This is a genomic window from Sodaliphilus sp. (assembly GCF_045598405.1).
Classification (GTDB): domain Bacteria; phylum Bacteroidota; class Bacteroidia; order Bacteroidales; family Muribaculaceae; genus Sodaliphilus; species Sodaliphilus limicaballi.
Genome location: NZ_JAZLLZ010000199.1, coordinates 1 through 6,390 on the forward strand (window position 1 = coordinate 1; position 6,390 = coordinate 6,390).

Annotated in this window: 7 protein-coding genes; all 7 read left to right on the forward strand. The window is 54.6% G+C overall.

The genetic code is table 11. The features are described from left to right. The first annotated feature begins 452 nt into the window (after window positions 1–452). Window positions 453–998 (forward strand): hypoxanthine phosphoribosyltransferase, encoded by a 546-nt coding sequence (hpt, locus tag ACKI3C_RS13090; RefSeq protein ID WP_407405796.1) that lies wholly within the window; start codon window positions 453–455, stop codon window positions 996–998. 56 nt (window positions 999–1,054) lie between these two features. Then, window positions 1,055–1,633, forward strand: coding sequence for an adenylate kinase (locus tag ACKI3C_RS13095; RefSeq protein ID WP_407405798.1), 579 nt, complete (start codon window positions 1,055–1,057; stop codon window positions 1,631–1,633). A 422-nt stretch (window positions 1,634–2,055) separates the two neighbouring features. Beyond that, complete coding sequence (locus ACKI3C_RS13100; protein ID WP_407405800.1) at window positions 2,056–2,721, forward strand: ABC transporter ATP-binding protein; 666 nt, start codon at window positions 2,056–2,058, stop codon at window positions 2,719–2,721. Next, complete coding sequence (locus ACKI3C_RS13105) at window positions 2,718–3,392, forward strand: hypothetical protein (protein WP_407405802.1); 675 nt, start codon at window positions 2,718–2,720, stop codon at window positions 3,390–3,392. The genes ACKI3C_RS13100 and ACKI3C_RS13105 overlap by 4 nt, the downstream gene beginning before the upstream one ends. Before the next feature lie 51 nt (window positions 3,393–3,443). Further along, window positions 3,444–3,764: a DUF3467 domain-containing protein gene (locus ACKI3C_RS13110; RefSeq protein WP_407405804.1), complete on the forward strand. Its 321-nt coding sequence runs from the start codon at window positions 3,444–3,446 to the stop codon at window positions 3,762–3,764. Window positions 3,765–3,873: 109 nt separating this feature from the next. Then, window positions 3,874–5,346, forward strand: coding sequence for a cysteine--tRNA ligase (cysS, locus tag ACKI3C_RS13115; protein ID WP_407405806.1), 1,473 nt, complete (start codon window positions 3,874–3,876; stop codon window positions 5,344–5,346). Beyond that, complete coding sequence (locus ACKI3C_RS13120; protein ID WP_407405808.1) at window positions 5,331–6,272, forward strand: glycosyltransferase family 2 protein; 942 nt, start codon at window positions 5,331–5,333, stop codon at window positions 6,270–6,272. Before cysS ends, ACKI3C_RS13120 begins: the two co-directional genes overlap by 16 nt. Window positions 6,273–6,390: the final 118 nt, after the last annotated feature.

The window sequence follows — 6,390 nt, forward strand, 5'->3', positions numbered from 1 at the left end:
CCGATTAGCGTCCTGCTGGACGCAGTGCGTGTTGCATTTCTTCCCCCACCGCCACTTCGTTCGGCGGTGGGGGTTATTTAGGTATTGTCCTGCCGGACAATAAATTAGCAATATTTATTATCAAATGCTAAAGTTGAGTAAATCACACATCATAATTGATTTTAATAAGGCGCCCAAAGCAGTCATCCAACTTTTTGATGACTTGATGGATTTAGACCGCATTTTTCATGACCTCACTAATATAAATAACAGATAACGACACCTGCGCTGTTGTCATCGTCAGCTTTTACACGTGTCGCTATATTTTGACACGCTCTTTTGGCATGGGCATAGTCACCTTCTGTCGCCCCAAGATGAGGGCAATCTCATAGACTCATGATTTTAAGGGGCGAAATATTTGGTCACCACAATAATCTTTTTTAATTTTGCAGAGAAATAAACCACAACTACTAATGGCAGACATTACAATCAACGGCTTGACCTTCGAGCCTTACATTGAAAGAGAGAAGATTGCTGAACAAATTCAGCGTGTGGCAACCGAAATCAGTCGCGACTGCAAGACCAGCAACCCGCTGTTCCTGTGCGTGCTCAATGGCGCCTTCATGTTTGCGGCCGACCTCATTCGCCACGTCAACCTTCCCATGGCCGAGATCACCTTCATCCGTTTCAAGTCCTACGAGGGCACGACATCAACGGGCGTCGTGAAAGAAATCATGGGTCTCAACGAGGACATCAGCGGCCGTGAGATCATCATCATTGAGGACATTGTGGACACAGGCACAACCGCAGTGCAGCTGCGCGCCCTGCTCGAGGAGCACAACCCTGCGTCGGTCAAGATGGCGACATTGCTTTTCAAGCCCGAGTCGCTCAAGCAAGGCACAGCACCCGAGTATGTGGGATTCAGCATCCCATCACGATTCATCCTGGGCTACGGACTCGACCTCGACGGTGCAGCACGCAACCTGCCCGACATCTACGTGCTCAAAGAAAATGCTTAATCACATTTTATACATTGACTAAATAAACCCAATTAGACTAAATTTACATTAGAACTATGCTTAATATCGTTATTTTCGGTGCTCCTGGCAGTGGTAAGGGAACACAAAGCGACAACCTAATAAAGACATACGGTCTTTTCCACATCTCTACAGGCGACGTGCTTCGTGACAACATCAAGCGCGGAACCGAACTTGGCGCTACCGCCAAGGCTTACATTGACAAGGGCCAGCTCATCCCTGACGCCCTCATGATCGACATCCTCGCATCGGTGCTCGATGCCAACAAGGAGGCTGCGGCTCCTGGCGTCATCTTCGACGGCTTCCCCCGCACCATTCCGCAGGCCGAGGCGCTTGAGGTTATGCTCCAAGAGCGTGGCACCGCTGTGAGCACTGTAGTGGGTCTTGAGGTTCCTGAGGAAGAACTCATTCGCCGCATCATCCTGCGCGGACAGCAGACAGGACGCAGCGACGACAACATGGAGACTGTGAAGAACCGTCTTGAGGTTTACAACAACCAGACATCACCTCTCAAGGCATTCTACCAGGAGAAGGGCCTCTACCAGGCAATTCCCGGCACTGGCTCCATCGACGAAATCTTTGACCGCATCAAGCAGGCAGTGGATGCAGTGAAATAATCTCACCGCACATCTGCACCACAACAAGCGACTGCCCCGCATCACAACCGCGGAGCAGTCGCTATAATTTTCAAGCCCCACACTCAAAAACGAAGTGCGGGAATTCGGCATAATCCGAGCTATGGTCTGTTGACACACAACAGCAGATTATACAGAAAACACTGGATTTTTATTTCACATTAAGAAGATTGCTTTTGTTACCCAGGACAAATCTGTTTAATCTCGTCAAGAACACCCTAAAAAGACTCTTTATCTGCTTTATTCTGTGATTTAGACAGGAGGACAAAAGTAAAAAAATCTCTGTGTCCTCTGTGTCTGTGGGGGTGTCGTGATTTCGGGTTGTCATGGGTGGTTCCCGGGGTATCGGAGCGAATGCTTCCCTATCATTTGCACAATTCCAATATATTGTGTAAATTTGCAGTATGATTGAAGCAAAGAACATAGTCAAGCGCTATGGCAACCTTGAAGTGCTGCGAGGCGTGAGCGTGTCGATTGCCGACGGCGAGGTGGTGTCGATTGTGGGCCCCAGCGGTGCCGGCAAGACCACGTTGCTCCACATCATGGGCACTCTGGACGGTGCCGATGGCGGCAGCGTGCTCTACGACGGCGTGGACGTGTCGCGCATGAAGGACAGCGAGCTGGCACACTTTCGCAACCGCAACATTGGGTTCGTGTTCCAGTTCCACCAGTTGCTTCCCGAGTTCACCATGCTTGAGAATGTGGCAATGCCTGCCCTCATAGGCGGCATGAAGCGTGCCGAGGCCTACGACCGAGCGCGCGAGTTGCTTGAGTTCATGGGACTGGGCAACCGCCTCAACCACAAGCCTGCGCAGCTCTCGGGCGGCGAATGCCAACGCGCGGCAGTGGCAAGAGCCCTGGTCAACAAACCCAAGGTGATACTTGCCGACGAGCCTAGCGGAAGCCTTGACACGCACAACAAGACCGAGCTGCACAAATTGTTCTTCGAGTTGCGCGACAAGTTCAAGCAGACGTTTGTCATCGTCACCCACGACGAGTCACTTGCAAGCCAGGCCGACCGCACATTGCGCATGCGCGACGGCATCATCGAGGAGGACGTGCGCAAATGAAACACCTGCTGTGTGCCATCACGTGCGCTGCCACCCTCATGCTTGTGGCAGCATGTAGCAAGGAGTCGCCGCTCGACGAGTCGCGCACCCACTACCGCTACGACGTGGTGACCTACACAGGCAGCGACGCCGCTACCGGACGTGCGACCTTTGAACTGGTGGGACGCGACGTGGCGCCATCGGTCACGCTGCGAGGCAACGTCAAGGTCGATAGCTCCATGAAGGTGCTGCAACGAGTGCTGCTGCGGTATGACTTTGCCCGCGACGACGAGACAAGCAGCGTGAGAGACATCAAGGTGTATGGCGTGACACGCATCATCACCGACTCGCTGCGGTTTGCCACCGTGCCGCTCAACCGCTACGCGATGCACCCGGTGAAGATGCGCAGCGCATGGCGCACGGGCGACTTCATCAACCTGCACTGCATGGTGGAGCACACGGGCAAGGCGCGCAGGTTCATGCTGCTCATCGACGACGCCACACGCAACCAGGACACCGTGCACTGCTACCTGCACCACGACCTGCTCGCCGACACCGCCTACTTCTGGCGTGAATGCTATGCATCGTTCAATGTGGGCAACGTGTGGAAACGCACCGGGTGCAAGACCATGAGGGTGCACATCAACGATGAGAACCTGGGCGCAAAGTGCTATGACTTTGACCGGAAATAACGAGAATTAATAACTAACAAATTACATAACATTTTTATTTCAAACACAACTATGGCAGACAACAAACAACAACAGATTCAAATAGAAGTACCTAACGAGGAAATGCAGGGCCGCTATGCTAACCTGGCAGTAATCACCCACGGACCCAACGACTTTTTCCTGGACATGATCCTGCTCGCCCCCAACACACCCAAGGCACGCGTGCAGAGCCGCATCATCATGACTCCCGAGAACGCCAAGCAGCTTCTCGCAGCACTGCACCAGAACATCCAGAAGTATGAGCAGACCTTCGGCGAGATTCGTCAGCGCCAGGCAGTTCCCGGAACCGACGGCAACGTGATCGACTTCCCCCTCCCCAAGGGACAGGCTTAAACCGATTTTTTCGATAACTCGAAAATAGTTTTTCGTAAAAATGCGCCAGCATTTTCGTTTTTCGTCTTTCGTAAAAATGCGTAGCATTTTCGTTTTTCGTTAAAAAAATATGGAACATCCTTTGTTTGTATATAACACGCTCACTCGCCGCAAGGAGTTGTTCAAGCCCCTTAACGAGCCCAATGTGGGCATGTATGTGTGCGGTCCCACCGTCTATGGCGACCCACACCTGGGACACGCGCGTCCCGCAATCACATTCGACGTGCTCTTCCGCTATCTCAAGCAACTGGGCTACAAGGTGCGCTACGTGCGCAACATCACCGACGTGGGCCATCTGGAGCACGATGCCGACGAGGGCGAGGACAAGATTGCAAAGAAGGCTCGCCTCGAGCAACTCGAGCCCATGGAAGTGGCACAGTACTACACCAACCGCTACCATGCTGCCATGGAGGCGCTCAATGTGCTGCCTCCCAGCATCGAGCCTCACGCCACCGGACACATCATCGAGCAGGAAGAACTCGTGAAAGAGATTCTTGCCAATGGCTTTGCCTATGAAAGCAACGGCAGCATCTACTTCGACCTCGAGAAATATAGCCAGAAGTACCGCTACGGAACCCTCTCGGGACGCAACCTTGAGGAGGTGAAGAACGCCAGCCGCGAACTCGACGGCGTGGGCGAGAAACGCAGCCAGGTAGATTTTGCGCTGTGGAAGAAGGCTCAACCCGAGCACATCATGCGCTGGCCCAGCCCTTGGGGCGACGGTTTCCCGGGATGGCACTGCGAGTGCACCGCCATGGGACGCAAGTACCTGGGCAAGAAGTTCGACATCCACGGCGGCGGCATGGACCTTGTGTTCCCCCACCACGAGTGCGAGATCGCGCAGGCCGTTGCCAGCCAGGGCGAAGACATGGTGCGCTACTGGATGCACAACAACATGATCACCATCAACGGCAAGAAGATGGGCAAGTCGCTGGGCAACTTCATCACCCTTGAGGAGTTCTTCACCGGCTCGCACAAGCTGCTTGAACAGCCCTACGGCCCCATGACCGTGCGCTTCTTCATCCTCCAAGCCCACTACCGCGGCACAGTGGACTTCTCTAACGAAGCCCTGCTCGCTGCCGAGAAGGCCTACGAGCGCATGATGGACGGTTGGCACCGCCTCCAGGCACTCACTGCCGGAGCCGAGACCACCGTGCAGCTCGACAACTACCGCGAGAAGTGCGCCGAGGCGATGAACGACGACCTCAACACACCCACCGTGATCGCAACCCTCTTTGACGCTTGCCGCGCCATCAACCAGGCCAACGACGGCAACGGGACTATCTCGCAGGCCGACATCGACGAGCTCAAGAGCGTGTTCCAGACCTATCTCTTCGACGTGCTGGGCGTGCGCGACAACGCAGCCGGAGGCAGCGTGAACATGGAGCCCTATCGCAAGGCCGTGGATCTGCTGCTCGAGGTGCGCCGCAACGCAAAGGCAGCCAAAGACTGGGCTACAAGCGACCTGATTCGCGACAAGCTCAACGAAGCCGGTTTCGACGTCAAGGACACCAAGGACGGATTTGAATGGAAGGTCCGCTGATCACGATCATAGTACCCATCTACAACGTGGCGGTCTATATAGACCGCTGCGTTGATAGCTTATTGCATCAAGACTACCGCAATCTGGAGATTATCCTTGTGGACGACGGTAGCACCGACGGCGGCAGCCTGGTGTGCGACAAGTGGGACAAACGCGACCCGCGCGTCAAAGTCATCCACCAGGCCAACGGCGGATTGAGCGCCGCACGCAACGCCGCCCTCGACATCATGACGGGCGACTACGTCACCATGCTCGACGGCGACGACTTTGTGTCCACCGCATTTGTTTCAACCTTACTCAATATCATCAACACCACCGGAGCAAGCATTGCCGCCGCCCAATGGACACTCTTCACCGACGGCACTGAACCGCACATCGACACCACTCCGGGCAAACTCACCACGTTCACCTCGGCCCAAGCCATCAACGACGTGTTCTACCAGCACACGCTCACCAACTCGGCTTGCTGCAAGTTGTTCAAGTCGAGCCTTTTCCACGACGTGAGATTTCCCGTGGGTATGCTCTACGAGGACCTGGCCGTCATCTACGACCTGCTGCGTCAGGCACCCGCCGTGGTACACACCAGCCAGTCGCTCTACTACTACCGGCAACGCACATTCAGCATCACCGACGGCATCTACAACCCCAAGCGCGCCCACGTGCTCGACATCACCGAGCAACTTGAGCAGCGCATGGCAGCCGAGGCCCCGCAGCACCTCGCCGCAGTGCGCAGCCGCCGCTTGAGCGCTTGCTTCAACATCATGCTCCTGCACGGTGCAAGCGACGACGTGACAGCCCGCTGCTGGGCAGGCATCAAGGCCCTGCGCTGGCAATGCCTCGTCAACCCGCACGTGAGAGCAAAAAACAAAATAGGAATACTGCTGTCACTCCTAGGTAAGCAGGCAGTGCTGCTTTTCAAAAAATAACAATTACACCCTGGGCGGTAACTATTCACCAATGGAACTCCCCGCGCGGATCTCACTGATCTCACTGATTTTTTCATTGAAAATATATATAGTGGATTTTTTAGACCTCAGGGAGGTC